Origin of the sequence: Halomonas sp. DP8Y7-3, assembly GCF_019801675.1 — a bacterium.
Lineage (GTDB): Bacteria > Pseudomonadota > Gammaproteobacteria > Pseudomonadales > Halomonadaceae > Halomonas > Halomonas litopenaei_A.
Genome location: NZ_JAHVIO010000003.1, coordinates 424,766 through 441,397 on the forward strand (window position 1 = coordinate 424,766; position 16,632 = coordinate 441,397).

Annotated in this window: 14 protein-coding genes; 9 read left to right on the top strand and 5 right to left on the bottom strand. The window is 63.6% G+C overall.

Features of this window, described 5'->3' with window-relative positions:
• The first annotated feature begins 34 nt into the window (after window positions 1–34).
• Complete coding sequence (locus KUV86_RS04180) at window positions 35–1,264, top strand: MFS transporter (RefSeq protein WP_206942931.1); 1,230 nt, start codon at window positions 35–37, stop codon at window positions 1,262–1,264.
• A 252-nt stretch (window positions 1,265–1,516) separates the two neighbouring features.
• Window positions 1,517–2,572 (top strand): spermidine/putrescine ABC transporter substrate-binding protein, encoded by a 1,056-nt coding sequence (locus KUV86_RS04185; RefSeq protein WP_206942929.1) that lies wholly within the window; start codon window positions 1,517–1,519, stop codon window positions 2,570–2,572.
• A 199-nt stretch (window positions 2,573–2,771) separates the two neighbouring features.
• Here the strand turns inward: KUV86_RS04185 and KUV86_RS04190 are convergent, their stop codons facing one another.
• The 5 genes from KUV86_RS04190 to KUV86_RS04210 all read right to left on the bottom strand — a co-directional run bounded on the left by KUV86_RS04190 (window position 2,772) and on the right by KUV86_RS04210 (window position 8,249).
• Window positions 2,772–3,383 (bottom strand): LysE family translocator, encoded by a 612-nt coding sequence (locus tag KUV86_RS04190; RefSeq protein ID WP_222483707.1) that lies wholly within the window; start codon window positions 3,381–3,383, stop codon window positions 2,772–2,774.
• Window positions 3,384–3,507: 124 nt separating this feature from the next.
• Window positions 3,508–5,847, bottom strand: a complete 2,340-nt coding sequence (locus tag KUV86_RS04195; RefSeq protein WP_222483710.1) for a xanthine dehydrogenase family protein molybdopterin-binding subunit — start codon at window positions 5,845–5,847, stop codon at window positions 3,508–3,510.
• The gene (locus KUV86_RS04200; protein WP_206942923.1) at window positions 5,844–6,347 is read right to left on the bottom strand and encodes a (2Fe-2S)-binding protein; all 504 of its coding nucleotides are present in this window, start codon (window positions 6,345–6,347) and stop codon (window positions 5,844–5,846) included. The genes KUV86_RS04195 and KUV86_RS04200 overlap by 4 nt, the downstream gene beginning before the upstream one ends.
• A gap of 373 nt (window positions 6,348–6,720) precedes the next feature.
• Window positions 6,721–7,245, bottom strand: a complete 525-nt coding sequence (locus KUV86_RS04205; RefSeq protein ID WP_206942921.1) for an invasion associated locus B family protein — start codon at window positions 7,243–7,245, stop codon at window positions 6,721–6,723.
• A gap of 203 nt (window positions 7,246–7,448) precedes the next feature.
• A complete protein-coding gene (locus KUV86_RS04210) occupies window positions 7,449–8,249 on the bottom strand; it encodes an arylamine N-acetyltransferase family protein (RefSeq protein ID WP_222483718.1) in 801 nt (266 codons plus the stop codon).
• 219 nt (window positions 8,250–8,468) lie between these two features.
• On the opposite strand from KUV86_RS04210, the gene KUV86_RS04215 reads away from it, so the two are divergent.
• The 7 genes from KUV86_RS04215 to arsJ all read left to right on the top strand — a co-directional run bounded on the left by KUV86_RS04215 (window position 8,469) and on the right by arsJ (window position 16,556).
• Entirely contained in the window at window positions 8,469–10,055 is a 1,587-nt protein-coding gene (locus KUV86_RS04215; RefSeq protein ID WP_222483720.1) for an ABC transporter substrate-binding protein, read from the top strand.
• A gap of 136 nt (window positions 10,056–10,191) precedes the next feature.
• Window positions 10,192–11,139 carry an ABC transporter permease gene (locus KUV86_RS04220; RefSeq protein WP_206942917.1) on the top strand — a complete coding sequence of 316 codons (948 nt, stop codon included), beginning with the start codon at window positions 10,192–10,194 and terminating at the stop codon, window positions 11,137–11,139.
• Window positions 11,136–11,972 carry an ABC transporter permease gene (locus KUV86_RS04225; RefSeq protein WP_224908205.1) on the top strand — a complete coding sequence of 279 codons (837 nt, stop codon included), beginning with the start codon at window positions 11,136–11,138 and terminating at the stop codon, window positions 11,970–11,972. Before KUV86_RS04220 ends, KUV86_RS04225 begins: the two co-directional genes overlap by 4 nt.
• Complete coding sequence (locus KUV86_RS04230; protein ID WP_222483722.1) at window positions 11,969–13,429, top strand: ABC transporter ATP-binding protein; 1,461 nt, start codon at window positions 11,969–11,971, stop codon at window positions 13,427–13,429. The genes KUV86_RS04225 and KUV86_RS04230 overlap by 4 nt, the downstream gene beginning before the upstream one ends.
• Window positions 13,430–13,708: 279 nt before the next feature.
• On the top strand, window positions 13,709–14,164 hold the full coding sequence (locus KUV86_RS04235) for an arsenate reductase ArsC (RefSeq protein WP_222483725.1): 456 nt from the start codon (window positions 13,709–13,711) through the stop codon (window positions 14,162–14,164).
• Between the two features lie 138 nt (window positions 14,165–14,302).
• Window positions 14,303–15,319 carry an ArsJ-associated glyceraldehyde-3-phosphate dehydrogenase gene (locus KUV86_RS04240; protein ID WP_222483730.1) on the top strand — a complete coding sequence of 339 codons (1,017 nt, stop codon included), beginning with the start codon at window positions 14,303–14,305 and terminating at the stop codon, window positions 15,317–15,319.
• The gene (gene arsJ / locus KUV86_RS04245) at window positions 15,312–16,556 is read left to right on the top strand and encodes an organoarsenical effux MFS transporter ArsJ (protein ID WP_222483732.1); all 1,245 of its coding nucleotides are present in this window, start codon (window positions 15,312–15,314) and stop codon (window positions 16,554–16,556) included. The genes KUV86_RS04240 and arsJ overlap by 8 nt, the downstream gene beginning before the upstream one ends.
• Window positions 16,557–16,632 lie beyond the last annotated feature (76 nt).

The following is a 16,632-nucleotide window of genomic DNA, read 5'->3' on the forward strand; positions in this document are numbered from 1 at the left end:
TGATCTGGGTTCACCCGTCGACGAGTCCTGTTTCATGTCTTTCCCACGTCTGCCCGCCTCCAGCCTGTGGTTGATTGTCAGCGGCTGTGTCTTGCTGATGATGTCCTTTGGGCTGCGCTCGAGTTTTGGACTCTTCGTCTCGCCGATCACCGAGGCCAACGGTTGGGGCCGAGATACCCTGGGGTTGGCCCTGGCGATTCAGAATCTTGCCTGGGGTGTCATCGCGGTGCTGGCCGGCGGGCTGGCCGACCGTTTTGGCAACGTCAAGGTGCTGATCGGCGGCAGCGTGTTGTATGCCGCGGGCATGTGGATGACCGCAGGCGTATCCGAGGTGTGGGCGCTGCACACGGGGACCGGGCTGCTGGTAGGCGCAGGAGTGGCAGGCACTGCCTTCGGTATCGTGCTGCCTGCCTTGGCAAGAGCGGTGGCTCCCCATCAGCGTCAGCTGGTGCTGGGCGTCGGTACCGCAGCAGGGTCCATGGGACAGTTCTTGCTGGTACCGGTGGCCCAGCAGTTGATCGGTGCCTTTGGCTGGGCTGGGGCGCTGCATGTCATGGCGCTGATGGCCCTGGCCATGGCGGTGCTGGCCATGCCTCTGGCCTCGTCCCGGGCCACGTCCGCCGCCGCCCAGGTCAGCCCAGAGCTTGCCGAGCGTGACTTCCGCGCCACCCTGGGGCTGGCGCGGGGCCACCTTTCCTACTGGTTGCTGACCATCGGCTTCTTTGTCTGCGGCTACCATGTTGCCTTTATTACGGTACACATGCCGGCGTTCCTGACCGATGCAGGCTTCGCACCTGAGGTGGCTGCCTGGTCCATTGGCCTGATTGGCCTTTGCAATGTGGTGGGATCGCTGGCCTCGGGCATGTTGTCGGGCAGGTTCACCATGCGCGGCGTGCTGATCGCCATCTACGCAGGTCGAGCGGTGGCAATCACGGCGTTTATGCTGCTGCCGCTCAGCTTGGGGTCGGTGTGGGTGTTCAGCTGCGTCATGGGACTGTTGTGGCTGGCCACGGTGCCTCCCACCACGGGCCTGGTGGCGACCATGTTCGGTACCCGATATATGGCTACCTTGTATGGAGTGGTCTTTCTCGGTCATCAGGTCGGCAGCTTCTCGGGAGTATGGCTGGGCGGGTGGCTGTACGAGACCACCGGAAGCTATGCAGGCTTGTGGTGGAGTGGTGTGGCCATGAGCCTTGTCGCCATGGCGTTGCACTGGCCCATTCGCGAGAGCGCCGCCCAGCCGCGTGCGGCAACCGCCATCTGAGTGTAGCTGCTGAATGTAGCTGCGTAGCAGGGGCCGAATCCGGCCGGGCAAGGAGAGGGAAGGAGAGGCCAGTGCCCGAGTGCCGTTGTCGTTATCAGAGAATTCGTGAAGACTGATATACCGCAGGGGGTCGGCGGTGCAGTATAACGTTGACGATGCAGTGGAGATGAGGCGACGTCCTCGATCTTCGACGCTGCCATCTGCCACACCTTGATCTGTACACCTCACCTTGAATAACAACGAGGCAATATCATGCAGCGATGGATAGCACTGGCGGCCTTGGGCCTGGCAAGTACTGGAGTAATGGCGCAGGACAATGACAAGCTGTACCTTTTCAACTGGACGGAGTACATGGATCCGGCCCTGATCGAGGCCTTTGAGCAGGAGTTCGAGGTCGAGGTCGTGCAGAACTACTTCACCTCCAATGCCGAGATGTTCTCCAAGCTGGCCGCCGGCGGTGACGCCCAGTATGACGTGGTGGTGCCGACCGACTATTACGTGACGCGGCTGATCGATGCGGGACTGGTGCGGGAGTTGGATGACGAGCGCATCCAGGGGCGTGAGCACTTGATGGAGGCCTTCCGCCATCCCTCCTATGACCCCGACGAGCGCTACAGTGTACCCTACCTGTGGGGCGTCACCGGGATCGTCTATGACACTCGGGTGTTCGAGGAGCTGCCGACGTCCTGGAGCGTGCTGTTCGACCCGGCGGTCAACCCGGATCAGCCTTTCGCCCTGCTGGGCGGCGATCCTCAGGTGTCGTTGGGTATGGTCTGTGCCTACCAGGGTGCCGGTTTTGACTGTACCGGCAAGGAGGCCTGGATCGACGCCGCCAAGCTCGCCGGTCAGACCCTTGAGCGTGACAACTTCACGGGCTTTGTCGATAGCACGGCGGCAGTGGAGCAGGTCGCTCGCGGCGTCAGCGCCATTGCGGTGACCTACAGTGGGGATGTGGATTACCGCAAGGCGGACTCCCCCGAGATCTACGGCGACCTGGCCTTCTTCGCACCGGAAGAAGGCGCCCAGCTTGGCGTGGATACCTTCGTGGTACCCGCACGAGCCCCACATCCCGAGCTTGCCGAGGACTTCATCAGCTTTATGATGCGTCCGGAAAACGCCGCCAAGGCAGCCAACTACGCGTACTACAGGACGCCAAATGAAGCCGCGCTGCCGATGGTGGATGAAGCGCTGCGCGAGGTGTCCCAGCTGGATGCGACGGCCAGCGACCACCTCGTGACCACCCCCTTGATCGAGGGCGAGGCACTGACGATGCTGCAACAGCTATGGACCGAAGTGCGCTCGCGCTGAGGTATTTCTGAGGAGTTGCCTGCAAGCGCCTGTGCTCGTCGATTGCTCGGTTCGGACATGGAGGAGGCTAGCGCCCAGGACGTCTGGGGGGCCGCCTCCTGTACAGCCATCTTGCTACTGCCTGGCCTTGATGCCCTCGTGGCAGCCCTGGGACACAGTTCCGGCAAAAGTCGCGAGGGCGACGGCAGCTGCCTCTCCGTTATCTTTCCACCAGAGCCAGCTTGGCACTCAAGGCAACGAAGGTCCCCGCGAACAACCGCCTAAAGGCGGTCATTACTCCAGGACGCTGCTCGACATGGTGTCTGATCCAGGCGGCCCCCAGCCCGTAGGCTGAAAAGACCATAAGAGTCATCAGCATGAAGATGCCTCCGAGGCCGAGCATCTGTTCGAACACCCTCTCTCCAGCGGTGATGAACTGCGGCAGAAAGGCCAGGAAGAAGACCGACAGTTTGGGGTTGAGGACATTGATCACGGCACCGATGATACCGATTCTGACAAGCGATAGCTGGCGCGGGGACTGGCCGGAGAGTTCCAGGGCACCCCCCTGTTTCAACAGGCAAAGGGCCATGTAGAGCAGGTAGATCACGCCGAGGATCTTGAGCACGGAAAAGGCCAGGGCGCTGGTATGCAGGATGGCGGCAACGCCGGTGATAGCAGCAACCAGGGATGGCACAATGCCGAGTGTGCAGCCAAGCGCTGCGGCCAGGCTAGCCATCTCACCCCGCTCGAGACCGGTCGCCAGGGTATAGATGACCCCTGTGCCGGGGACAAGCACTACGACAAGACTGGTAAGCAGGAAGTCGATCGACATCCAGACGCTCCTTCATCCGGTGGGCGTTGACGGCAAGCAGGCGGCCAGGCGACCCTTTCAAGGTAGTCTGGCCGCTCGCTTTTTTCTGGAAGTTTCCGCGCAAGGGGCTCGCTTCAGGTTGCTGTCAGCCCTTCAACTGGTTGCCCACGGGCAGGGTCCTGATGCGCTTGCCGCTGGCGGCGAAGATGGCGTTGGTCAACGCCGGAGCCACCGGTGGGAGGCCTGGCTCGCCCACTCCGCCCATGGGCGCATCGGGGTTGTCCACCAGATGTACTCGAACGTCCCGCGGCGCGTTGGACTGGCGCGGCAGCAGATACTGGTGGAAGTTGTCCTGCTCGATGCGCCCGTCCCTGGCGCTGATCTCGTTGAGCAGGCCAATGCCTATCCCCATGACCACCGAACCCTCCATCTGGGCGCGGATACGCTCCGGGTTGACCCTGGGGCCACAGTCGAAGGCCACGTCGGCCTGATGAATGATGACGCTGCCCTGTTCGCTGACCTCCACCTCCAGCACGATGGCCGTGTAGGAGCAGAAACTGTGGTGCACCGCTAGGCCCTGGCCGCGTCCCTCGGGCAGTGACTTGCCCCAATCGGCTTCCTCTGTCACTCGTTCAATGACCCCACGCAGGCGTCCCACGTCGATGGTGTAGCGTTCCGGGTCCTCTCCATAGTTCCAGCTGGCGCCGACCGACATGGGATCGATCTGGCGTGCCGGGCCCAGCAACTCCAGCAGGTAATCGCGATGGTCACGACCCGCACTGGCGGCCAGTTCAGCGACGAAACTCTGGATGGCGAAGGCGTGGGGCAGGTTGACCACCGAGCGGAACCAGCCGATGCGCTTGTGGGCCGGCGCTTCACCGTTTTCCAGTGACAGGTGGGGGATGTCGAAGGGCAGCGGGGTCAAGCCCATGCCGAGCTCGTAGGTCGCCTTGTACTTGGGGTCTTCCTTGAAGATCGACATGATGGTTGGCGCCAGCGTGCGATGGCGCCAGCCCTGAACCTTGCCGTCGGCGTCCAATCCGGCCTCAAGCCGGTCGATGGACAGGGCGTGGAAGTAGGTATGGTGCAGATCGTCCTCGCGGGTCCACTGTAGCTGCACCGGGCGGCCGTCGAGGGCGCGGCTCAGGTGGGCGGCCTCGACCACGAAGTCTGGCTTTGCCTTGCGTCCAAAACCGCCGCCCAGAAGCGTCTGATGCACGCTGACGTTGGCGCCGTCGATGCCGAGCTGCCTGGCCACTTCGTCCCTGGCGCTCTGGGGATCCTGTACCGGAGCCCAGGTGTCGACCGCTCCATCGACGACCCGGGCGATGGCCACCGGTGGCTCCATGGTGGCGTGGGCCAGGTGTGGCATGAAGTAGGTGGCAGTGTGGCTCGACTCGGCGTCGGTCAGCGCCGTCTCGATATCACCGCTGGCCCTGAGCACCTTGCCGGGGGAGTCGGCTCGTTCCTCGAGCATCTCGCGATAGCGATCGGTATCGTAGCCGGCGTTAGCCTCGACGCCGTCGGTGTCCCACTCGATCTTGAGCGCCTTGCGTCCTTCGATGGCGGCCCAGGTGTTGCTGGCAATGACGCCGACCCCGCCCAGGGGATGGAAGGCCGATGGCTGTGACGTACCGTCGAGGGTGACGGTCTTGATCACACCCGGGATCTCCAGGGTGGCGCTGTCGTCGACGCTGGCGACCCTGGCGCCCAGCACGGCGGGCCGGGCGATCACCGCATAGGCCATGTCGGGCAGCCGGACATCGCCGCCGTAGATGGCCTTGCCGGTCACGATGTCTTCTCCGTCAACAGCGGGGGCGCGCTCGAGCTGGTCAGGGTCGCCATCGTGGCTCGGCCCCATCGACTTGCCTATCCATCGCCACTCGCTGGCAGGCTTGAGGGTGAGGCTATCCCGCGCGGGAATGTCCAGCTCGCGGGCGGCGGCGGCCAGCTCGCCGAAGCCAAGTTCGCGACCGCTGGGCCTGTGGATCACGACATGGACGCCTGCTCGGCACTCGTCCGGGGGAACGTCCCAGCGTGCTGCCGCGGCCTGTTCGAGCATGGTGCGTGCCGCTGCTGCAGCCCGGCGCATGGGGTCGAACCAATGGCGCATGCTCCGCGAGCCGTCGGTGTCCTGGTTGCCAAATCGCTCGGAGTCCCCCGGGGCCTGCAAGGCCTTGACCCGGCGCCAGTCGGCGCCCAGCTCGTCGGCGGCCACCATCACCAGGCTGGTGCGGATGCCCTGTCCCATTTCGGCGCGGTGGTTGGTCACGCTGACACTGCCATCGTCATCGATCTGGATAAACACATTGGGGTTGTCGACCCAGCCGTAGGGCATCGCGGCGGCGCCGTACTGCTGCTCGTCGGCGGACAGGGCAAGGTCCCAGCGAGCCGCCAGTACCAGGGCGGTGCCTGCCGACAGCCCTTGCAGAAAGCGGCGGCGCGAGACGTTGGCCAGTAGCAGGGTCGCGGTGGTCTGGTTCATGCCTGCCCCCTCTCGTTGCGAGACGCCTTGGCTGCTTGTTGAGGGGAGCCGCTGTCGGCGGCCCGGTGAATGGCCGTGCGAATGCGGTTATAGGTACCGCAACGACAGATATTGCCGCCCATGGCGCTGATGATCTCGTCGTCTGAGGGGCTGGCGTTGTCCTTGAGCAGCGCGGTGGCGCTCATGATCTGGCCTGCCTGACAATAGCCGCACTGGGCGACGCCTGCGTCCAGCCATGCCTTCTGTACCTCGCGACCGACCGGATCGGTGGCCATGGCTTCGATGGTGGTGACCTGCTTGTCCACCGCAGCAGACAACGGGGTGACGCAGGAGCGCACCGCCACCCCATCCAGGTGTACGGTGCAGGCGCCGCACAGGCCCATGCCGCAGCCGAACCTGGTGCCGGTCAGTGCGACCACATCGCGCAGCGCCCACAGCAAAGGCATCTGTTCAGGAAGATCCAGCGAGTGTTGCTCGTCATTGATGGTCAGGGTAATCACGGTCTTCTCCTCGGCGTCTTGTTATGGCGTCTTGTAATGGCGCCTCTTTAAGGCGTCACGGAGGGGATCAGACAACGCCTCCAGAGGAACAGGATAGGCAAGATTCCGCTGATGTTTTGTGCCACTTTCGCTCAAAAGAAGGGCGCAATGACCGCCGTGTTCAGGAAAGTTCGACGAGCCTGGGCGCGGAGGGGCCATGAAGATGGCAAGGCGAGCGCGCGACGGGGTCAGAGCAAGGCGGGGAAAAGCATGCGCTCAGCGGCGGACGTAGCGGGACGGGGTGATCGAGCGGGGAAGGTGGCCCGGCACATCACCCTGACACCAGAGTGATGTGCCGTGTCGATCGATTGGCCCCATAGATCGGGGCGGGCAATCAGTTCTGGTCGACGCGGTCCTTGGCGGCGCTGAAGCCCATCAGCGACACGTTCAGATCCTGGCGCTGTCCACGCGGGTTGACGATGCTGACGGTCGCCGAGTTACCGGCCTTGAGCTGGTTAAGCAGCTGCGGCTGGAGAGGAATATCGGCGCGGCAGCCCTGCGGCACGCAGACCTGATACGGCATGCCAACGGGCTGGTTGGAGTCGACCTGGAGCTGCAGACCGGGGGCCAGACGCACGCCCAGGGGCACCAGGAAGGTCATGGCGGAGCTATCCAGCTGCGCAGGGTTACCCACAACAACGCGCAGGACGGGCTCCCCGTCGGCGCCATCGACCAGCTGGGTCATGGAGCAGGCGCCGTCAGCACGGTTGACCGGGCAATTGACTTCCCAGGACTGAAACGTCTCGGTGTTGACGGCGGGTCCGGCGTTACCGGTGCTCTGGGCCGCGGCCAGGGGAGACAGGGCCATCAGGCTGAGGGCACCGGCGGTACGCAGTCCGGACGCGAGGCGATTGAACATAGAAGGCAGGCTCCTTTCCAAATCCATTGGCAAACAAAGGGTCGGGGCATAGTTCAACACGGAATGCCCCCCGTTGGCGACTGCTGCGAGGGGGCAGCGTGATGAAAAACAGGGAGGTGCGCCGAATAAAGGACAATGTGTTGGAAACGACAGCGAGGTTTGGCCGGGTGCCACCGCACCTGCTGGACATGGGCAGCGTCGGTTCAGGGCGGTAACGGTGCCAAGGCCTCGTATTCAGCGTCCAGCTCGATACCAAAGTGTTGGCTCAAGGCGGACAGGTAGTCCTCGCCAGCCGCCACGGTGGATTCGTGAAGGATGCCGTGTCGATGTTCTCGCAGGTTGAAGTTCGACAGGGTGACCAAGCCCTCCTGGGTGACAAGGGACGCCATCCGTGAGGTGGTGAAATGCAGTCCCGGCCAGGTCGAGGTGAAGTGATTAGCGATCTGAATATCGCCGGCGCAGACGGTCGACAGGTCGCTACTGTAGAGGTCCACCCACTGGCCATCGAGCTGTGACTGCAGCATCACTCCAAACTGGGGGTCCTCAAGCAGGCGCAGAGACTGGTCACCGTGCTGTTGGGTCAGGCCAGGCTCCAGGCGGATGGGCGCTCTGGGGGTGTTGGCGCCAAAGCCGGTATCCACCAGCCATTGCTGCTTGCCCAGCGAGACCAGGGCCAACTGGTGGCTGCGCCCTGTCGGAGTCCCTGACAGGTGGACTCGCGCCAGTATCGCTCGGGCGCGGAAACCGCAGGCGTGAAGTGCCATCAGCAGCAGGCCGTTGAGCTCGAAGCAGTAACCTCCCCGTGGCTGATGCACCAGCTTGCGGACGATGGCGTCCGCGCTGACGTCGACGCCACGGCCCAGGCAGATATCGAAGTTTTCAAAGGGCAGGTGGGTCACCTGGGCACGCTGGATGTCGGCCAGGAAGTCTTCCGTGGGGGAAGCGCTGGCTGCCAGTCCCACTCGGTCGAGGTACTGATCCAGTGGAAACTGGCCGGGGTTCATGTGCTATCCGTCATGGTTGAGGGTAGTGCCTCAGCCTAGCGCTCCCCGAGACGCCTTGCTATGTGATGTCTTGTGCTGCTTCGGGCGTTCGCCAGGGGGCGTCTGCTGCGTTGGACGCTATGTACCCTTGGACAAATGTCACCGTGGCCTTCTGCCAACCCTCTTGATGTTATAACATCGCGAAAATTTTTGGCCTGCAAACACGAAGAGGACGCATTCATGCTGCGGAGTTCACGATGGAAGGAGGGGCGAACGCCTGTTCTCAAGATGCTGGCTGGTGCCGGCAAGGCCTCAGGCTTGCTCGCTGCCAGCCTGTCTGCGGCTGCGCTGAGCACGGCTCAAGCGGCCGATGGCCGGGTGGATGTAGTAGCCCCCTGGGAAGTGGGCAGCATCGAGCCGACCCAGTCGGGCCACATCTTTGGCCGCATGGAGGTGGGCGAGACGCTGGTTGATGTTGCCCTTGACGGTGAGTTGATCGCTGGCCTTGCCACCGACTGGCAGGTCGATGACAGCGGCCTCGAGTGGCGCTTCCGTCTGCGCCAGGGGGTGGAGTTTCACGATGGCAGTCCCATGACGCCGGAGACCGTGGCCCAGTCCCTTGAGCGCACTCTCGGTGAGCCGGGGGTGCTGTCTCAGGCGAACATCAGCCAGGTGGCTGTCGACGAAGACGAGCTGGTATTGACGTTGGATGCCCCTTACGGCGCGCTACCTGCCCTGCTGAGTCATTACTCCACCCAGATTCTTGCGCCATCTGCCTATGACCAGGACGGGCGGGTGGTGGCCTACGTGGCCACTGGCCCCTACCAGGTAGCGACCGTCGAGACACCACAGCGCCTGACCACGACTCGCTTCGAGGCGTACTGGGGAGAACCACCGAGTATCGCCGAAGCCAGCTATCTGGCGGCACCACGAGGTGAAACACGCTCGCTGATGGCACAGTCGGGCGACGCGGATATCGTGCTGACCCTGGATGCTGCCAGTCAGGCGAGGCTGAGCCGTGCGCCCAACGTCGAGGTCATGGCGGTGCCGATTCCTCGCACCGTTTTGTTGAAGCTCAACGCTGCGCGTCCTGGCCTGGATTCCCCGCAGGTGCGGCGGGCCGTCAGCATGGCGATCCAGCGTGAGGGCATTGCTCGGGGCATTCTGCGCAGTGACGATGCCATGGCCAATCAGATGATGCCGCCGGGCGTGGCGGGCTGGCATCTGGACGGACTTGCCCCCTTGACGCAGGACCTGGACGAGGCGCGACGGCTGCTGGCGGAGGATGGCTGGACACCAGGTCAGGATGGCGTTCTGACCCGAGACGGCGAGAGGCTGGCGCTGACGCTGACGACCTTCTCCGATCGCCCGGAGCTGCCCTTGATCGCTACGGCGCTGCAGGCTCAGCTCGCAGAGGTGGGGATCGAGGTGACCGTGGATGTCGCCAATTCCAGCGAGATTCCTTCCCGCCACCATGACGGCAGTCTCGACATGGGGCTGATGGCACGCAACTTCGGTCTGGTGCCCGATCCCTTGCCCATCATGCTCCAGGACTACAGTTCAGGCCAAGTCGGCGGAGACTGGGGGGCGATGAATTGGTCCAGTCGTACCCTTGACGAGCTGCTCGGCGAGATGCAGGCGGCCACCGATGGCGCTACCCGGGAAGCGCTTGCCGGTCAGGCGGCTGAGGTACTGCATCGGGAGCTGCCAGTGATTCCGATCGCCTGGTACGTGCAGACCGCCGCCGTCAACGCAGATCTTGAAGGGTTCGAGCTGGATCCGTTTGATCGTAGCTATCGCATCAGCGAGTTGGAGTGGGCGCAGTGATAGTGAGTAAACCGCTTGACCTGCCCGCCGTGTCGCTGGGCCCGGTCTCGATCTTCGCCGAACCAACACGCTTCGCTAACCCAGCACGCTTCGCCGATCCAATACGCTTTGCTGGGCCACTGCGGGGAGGTGCTTGATGGGCAGAGCGATTCTCTCGCTGCTGGGACAGCGACTGGTACAAGCAGGGCTGGTGGCCTGGGTCGTAGGGAGCCTGACGTACCTGTTGACGCGGGCCCTGCCTGGCGACATGAGCTTTCGGATTGCCGCAGGACGCTACGGCTATGAGCAGGTCAACGCCGAGGCCGCGGCGGCCGTTCAGCAGGAGCTGGGCCTTGATCAGTCACCGCTGGCCGCCTATCTCCAGTGGCTCATGGATCTTGCCTCCTTCGATCTTGGCCGCTCTCTGGTCAGCGGTGAAACGGTTGTGCAGGAGCTGTCTCACCAGCTTGGCCACTCCCTGTCGCTAGCCCTGACGGCGGTGGTCATGGCGTTGGTGCTGGGCCTGCCGCTGGGGCTGGCCAGCGGGTTGCGCCCCGGGCGCTGGCTCGATCGAGTCAGCCTGGCGCTGGCGCTTGGCCTGCGCTCGCTACCGCCCTTTGTCGTCGGCATTGCACTGGTGGTGCTGTTCTCGTTGACCTTGCACTGGTTGCCCGCTGCTGGCCACGGCAGCCTTAGCCACCTGTGGCTGCCGTCGTTGGCGCTGGGGCTTGGTCTCGCCGCGGTATCGAGCCGCGTGGCGCGCAACGCGATGGCCGATGTCGCTGGCTCCGACTACTACGCGTTTTCACGACTGAAGGGACTCACCGGGTGGCAGACCCTGCGCCGGCATGGCCTGCGCAACCTGAGTGTCCCTGTGGTGGCGTTTCTCGGCGTGCAACTGGTGTATCTGATCGAAGGCGTGGTGGTGATCGAGTCACTGTTTGCCTGGCCTGGCATCGGTCATGCGCTGGTCCATGCCGTGGTCGCTCGCGATGTGCCGATGATTCAAGGTACCGCTCTGGTGCTGGGCCTGGGCTTTGTGCTGCTCAACACGCTGGTGGATATCGCCACCTTGTTGCTGGACCCGAGGAGGCGGCTGGCATGAAGACATTGACGAGACAAGGTCCCATGACTCCTTTGCTGGCGCTCCGCCGTCGTTTGCCGGCGTCGCGGATGTTGGGGTTGTGCCTGCTGGTCGGGCTGATGCTGTTCGGTTGGGGCGTCCCGCTGCTGGGCGGTGCTGATCCCTATGCTCAGGATTTGATGCACACTCTCGAGGCCCCGGGAGCTCTGCATCCGCTGGGTACGGATCACCTTGGGCGAAGCTTGCTGGCACGCACGGCCGAGGCGGTTCGCCTGTCGCTGGGCCTGGCGTTTCTGAGCGTGGCCAGCGCGGTCACGATTGGGCTGGTGCTTGGCGTGGCCGCCGGCTGGCGCCGGGGCTGGGGCGATCGTCTGCTCGGCGCCCTGGCTGACTGTGTGCTGGCCTTGCCTGGCCTGCTGCTGGTGCTGATGCTGGCGGCCATTGCTCCTGGCAGCTTCTGGACCCTTTACCTGGGGATCTCACTGGTGCTGTGGGTCGAGGTGTTTCGCCTGGTGCGCAGCGTGACCCAGGGCCTGATGGCCTCGCCGCAGGTGCAGGCCTCGCGGCTGCTCGGGTTCGGCCGGGTGTATCTGTTCCGTCGTCACCTGTGGCCTGCACTGCGGCCTCAGGTCATGACGCTGGCTGCCTTTGGTGCTGCCACCGCGATCCTGGCGGTGTCGTCTCTGGGGTTTGTCAGCATCGGGCTGCGGCCACCCACGGCGGAGCTGGGGCTGATGATGACCGAGCTCTTTCCGTACTACCAGGAAGCGCCCTGGGCCCTGGCTCAGCCGGTACTGGCGCTGTTCCTGATGGTGCTGGGATTCATTCTGCTGGCAGGGGAGGAGCCGAAATGAGCACCATGATGACGGTCAAGGAGCTGTGCGTCACCACCGCTGGGGATGCCCCGGAAGTGCTGCTCGAGCCGATCTCGTTTGCGCTGAAGGCCGGCGAGCCATTGACCTTGATCGGCCAGACCGGTTCAGGCAAGAGCCTGCTGGCCCAGGCCTTGATGGGTAACCTGCCGGGCAGTCTCGAGGTGTCGGGAGAGGTGTGGGTGGATCAGCAGGATGTCCTGAGCCTGCCACTGTCCGAGCGGCGTCGCTGGTGGGGGCGTCGGCTGGCCATGCTGCCCCAGGAGCCCTGGAGTGCGCTGGATCCGATCATGGCGATTGGCGAGCAGATCGGTGAAGGCCATCGGCTCGTCGGCGGACTTACGACCGTCGAGGCTGAGCAGGCCACGCGTCGAGATCTTGCCCATCTGGGGCTTGAGGACAGCTACGCGCGGCTGCCGATGCAGATGTCGGGAGGCATGGCCCAGCGTGCCGCCTTCGCTGCGGCGAGAACCGGTAACGCCCCGATCGTGATCGCCGATGAGCCGACCAAGGGCCTGGATCGCGGTCGTCGTGACGAGGTGGTGGCGTTGTTGCGCGAGGCGTTGGGCAGCCATGGCGCGTTGCTGACCATTACCCACGATTTCGAGGTGGCGCGTCAGCTCGGGGGCAAGGTCATGATCCTGCGCAAGGGGCGCTGCCTGGAGCAAGGAGATGCCGATAGCGTGCTGAGCCAACCCACCAGCGGCTATGGCCGCGAGTTGATGGAGGCGCAGCCGGAACGCTGGCCGGAAGCGACAGCCGCGCCAACCGACCCGCAGCGCAAGCAGGTTGCCATCGAGCGCTCAGCTCCAACGCTCTCGTGCACGCCGCCGCCGGGGGCCGTCCTCAGTGCCAGTGCCCTGGGCAAGTCGAGAGGGGGGCGCGTGCTGTTCAAGGACCTGAATCTGGCGTTTCGCCGAGGCGACATCGTCGGAGTGAGCGGCCCCAGCGGCAGCGGCAAGAGCAGCCTGGGGGATGTGCTGCTGGGTTTGGTGGCACCGGATGAGGGCGAGCTTTGGCGTGATCCCTCGGTGCAACCGAGCCGTTTTCTCAAGCTGTACCAGGATCCTCCTGCAGCCTTTGCACCGTACTGGACAATGGGCACGCTGATCGACGACGTGTGCCGACTGCACCGCCTCGACAGCGCTAGAATTGCCCCGATGCTTGAACGACTGGGGCTGGCGCCGGCGTTGCTCGATCGCAGGCCAGGGGAAATGTCGGGAGGAGAGCTCCAGCGTTTTTCCATCCTGCGTGCCCTGTTGCTGGATCCCGTCTTCCTGTTTGCCGACGAGCCGACGTCGCGTCTTGACCCGGTGACCCAGCGCGAGACGGTGGCGCTGTTGGTCGAGCTGGCCAAGGAGCGTGATTGCGCCCTGCTGCTGGTCAGCCACGACGAGGCCCTGGTGACCAAGAGCTGTGACCGTATCGTCAGTCTTTAGCCGACTGTCACGTCCAGGGCGGTCTGACCGTCACACCCGGCCGCACGCCTGAAGGCCTTCCGGATGGAGGCTTTCGGGCAGCCTGGCTCATGCTTGTCCCGCACCTTTTCTCTCGGCCTTCTTGGCTCTCAGACCTCTCGGTCCTCTCGGTGCCTTGATCTCCACACTCCTATCCCCAGCGTGAAAGCGCCACCGTCATCTCGACGGTACGCACAACGTTCATGGGATTGACATCTTTGTCTCGTATATATGAAATTTCATATATGAGGAGGCGCCTCCATGTCATTGTCATCTACGTCAGGTAAGCAGCGTGTGCTGTTTCTTTGCCACCAGAATTCTGCTCGGTCGTTAATGGGTGAGGCGTTGCTGCGGCATCTTGCCGGTGAACATTTCGAGGCGTTCAGCGCCGGAACCGAGCCTGACGAGCCACACCGCAAGGCAATGGAAGCGTTGAGAGAGCAAGGCATTGCGACCGAGGGGTTGGCGAGCCAGTCGCTCAGCAGTTTTGCAGGTCAGCACTTCGATACTGTCATCGTATTGTGCGACAAGGCACAGGAAAGCTGTCGAGACTGGCAGGGCAGCCGGGATGAGCACCTGTATTGGGATATCCGTGATCCCAGGGCTATCGAGCGTGACAATGCCTACGCGCAGGCGCTGCAGGAGATACGAGTGCGCTTGATGCTCTGGCTGCAGCTCAAGGAGCGTGATCGTTCTGGCCAAGCAGCCCCCCGCTGAGGCTAGCAGGAAGCCTTGGAATACGCAGGCGCCGGAAATGACGGACCGCCGCCAGGTCTGTCGAGTCTTCCAAAATCCGCTCTGTAGCAACGTTTAGCAGCGGTACTTTTTACCGCTTCACTAGATAGCGAGTCTCTTATGACTTTACGTATTGGTATCAATGGCTTCGGCCGTATTGGCCGGCTGGTAGTGCGCAGCCTGTGGCCGCGAATTGTCAGCGGCGAGGTGACCCTGGTGAGGGTCAATGACCCGGGTGGGGATGCGGAGACCTTTGCCCATCTACTGGAATTTGACTCGGTACATGGACATTTCTCGCCGGGCACGGGGGTCCTGGGGCAGGAAGACGAATTGCGCCTCGATGGACGGCCGGTGGCCTTCAGCCGCGCGCCGACACCCCAGCAAGCCGACTGGTCCGGTTGCGAGGTGGTGGTGGAGTGCTCGGGCAAACACAAGACGCGGGATACGCTCGACGCCTATCTCGCCCAGGGCGTCGCGCGGGTGGTCGTCAGTGCGCCGGTCAAGGAGCAGGGCGTTCTCAACGTTGTCATGGGCGTCAATGATCACCTGTACCAGGCGGACCGTCATCGCATTGTGACGGCGGCAAGCTGCACCACCAATTGCCTGGCGCCAGTAGTCAAGGTGGTGCTCGAGCGATTTGGCATTCGCCATGGCAGCATGACCACCGTGCATGACATTACCAATACCCAGACGATTCTGGACGCTCCTCATAAGGATCTGCGCCGAGCGCGTGCCTGCGGCATGAGCCTGATCCCCACCACGACGGGCTCGGCCAAGGCCATCACCGCGATCTTTCCCGAGCTGGAAGGAAAGCTCAATGGGCACGCCATTCGCGTGCCGCTGGCCAATGCCTCGCTGACGGACATGGTGTTTGAGCTGGAGCGAGAGGTGACCGTCGAGGAGGTCAACGGCGCACTCAGGGAAGCGGCCGAGGGGCAGCTGAAAGGCATCCTGGGGTATGAAGAGAAGCCTCTGGTGTCCATCGACTATCGCACCGACCCGCGCAGCTCGATCATTGATGCGCTGTCGACCATGGTGGTCAACGGCACCCAGCTGAAGCTCTACGCCTGGTACGACAACGAGTGGGGATACGCCAACCGCACCGCGGAGCTTGCCCTGAAGGTGGGACGTGGCTGATTCGCTGCTGTCTCGGCTGAGAGCGCTGCCGTTCGAGGTTCGCCAGTATCTGCTGATCACCGGCAACTACTGGGCCTTCACCGTGACCGACGGCGCCTTGCGCATGCTGGTGGTGCTGCACTTTCACCAGCTCGGATATTCGCCCCTGGAAGTCGCCCTGCTGTTCTTGTTTTACGAGGCCTTCGGCGTGGTGACCAATCTGGTGGGGGGCTGGCTGGGCGCTCGCCTTGGGCTCAATCGCACCATGAATCTTGGTCTGGGGCTCCAGATCGTGGCGTTGGCCATGTTGATGGTGCCTTCAAGCGCCTTGACCGTTGCCTGGGTGATGGCGGCTCAGGCTCTGTCAGGCATCGCCAAGGACCTCAACAAGATGAGTGCCAAGAGTGCGGTCAAGGTGCTGGTGCCGGCAGGCCAGGGGGGCAGCGACTCCGCCCTGTATCGCTGGGTGGCGCTGCTGACCGGGTCCAAGAACGCGTTGAAGGGGGCAGGCTTCTTCCTGGGTGGAGTGCTGTTGACGCTCATCGGTTTTCGCGGCGCGGTGATCACCATGGCAGTGATGCTGCTTGCCGTGCTGGGGCTGTCGCTGCTCAGGCTAAAGGCCGACCTGGGGCGCTCGACGCGCAAGCCAAAGTTCACCGAGATGTTCTCTGCTTCCCGCGCCATCAACGTGCTGTCGGCGGCGCGTCTCTGTCTGTTTGCCGCTCGTGATGTGTGGTTCGTGGTCGCCTTGCCAGTGTTTTTGTACGATCAGCATGGCTGGAGTCACTGGACCGTAGGGGGCTTGCTGGCCATCTGGGTGATGGGTTATGGCGGGGTGCAGACCCAGGCACCCCGGTTGACGAGGATGGTGGCCCTTGGGCAGCGCTGGACAACGGTGCTGTGGGCCCTGGTGCTGGCAGCTTTGACGGTTGTGCTGGCGCTGCTGCCGCTGGCCCAGGTGGGTTGGCTGGTCGCTGGATTGCTGCTGTTCGGTGTGTTGTTCGCCATCAACTCAAGTTGGCACAGTTATCTCATCGTGCATTACGCCCGGGCCGACGGCGCCTCCTTGGACGTGGGCTTCTACTACATGGCTAACGCCATGGGCCGTCTGTTGGGTACGCTGTTGTCGGGCTGGCTGTACCAGGTGCAGGGGCTTTCGGCCTGCCTGTGGGTAGCGGCGGCACTGGTACTGGCCAGCGCCTTGATGGCCTTGGCGCTGCCTGACAGAGGCAATACGGCAGGCGTGGCCGCGGCATGATCGGGCGTGGTCGGGCGCGCTTCAGGGGCAAAGCGTAGCTCCTGGAGTAAGCGTAGCTCCTGGAGTGAGCGTAGCG